General features: G+C 59.9%; 1 protein-coding gene. It reads left to right on the top strand.

The features are described from left to right. Positions 1–561, top strand: a 561-nt coding sequence (locus AAFX04_14700) for a recombinase (protein MEO1046682.1), incomplete at its 5' end; no start/stop codon positions are given. Positions 562–699 lie beyond the last annotated feature (138 nt).

Below are 699 nucleotides of genomic sequence, written 5' to 3'. Positions count from 1 at the left end.
GAGGATACGCTGCGCAGACTTCAACCGACCGCAAGCCTGTTCCGCATGGCGCGCGCCATGTTCACGGACGCTTGGGGCCACCGGGCCGCGCAGCAGCAAGCGATGCGTCAAACCCTACGCGATCAAATCAAGGCCATCGACAATGAGGTCGACAAGCTGGTCTCGCGCATCGTCGAGGCGTCGAACGCCAAGGTCATCGCCGCTTATGAAACCCGCATCGCCACACTCGAAGCGGAGAAGGTTCGGGCGGAAGAATGGCTGGCCAACAGCGGCCAACCGCAACGGACCTTCGAGGAGATGTTCGAACACGCCATGACGTTTCTGGCAAACCCTTGGAAAATATGGAGGAATGGCGGCTTGGAGATGAAGAGAACGGTGCTCAGATTGGCTTTTGCCAAGCGTCCGCACTACGGCCGTGCAGAGGGGCTTCGAACACCAGAAATAGCTATGCCGTTCAAGGCGTTAGCGGAAATCTGCGGGGGTCAAACCGGAATGGCGCACCCGAGAGGATTCGAACCTCTGGCCTCCGCCTTCGGAGGCCAAAGGTCAATTAGCCGCTGACGTGGCCTCGTTTCCCATCATGGTCAACCGCGCCTCGCGATGGGTCGGGCAGAGCCGCATTCACGAGCCGCGTTGTCCGCTTCACCACCTTAAGCCGCAATAGCCCCAGCACCACTTCACTGCCTAACAGGGTCCGTT

This window comes from Pseudomonadota bacterium, assembly GCA_039818985.1.
Classification (GTDB): Bacteria; Pseudomonadota; Alphaproteobacteria; order Sphingomonadales; family Sphingomonadaceae; genus Alterisphingorhabdus.
This window is presented reverse-complemented; position numbering and strand designations above follow the sequence as displayed.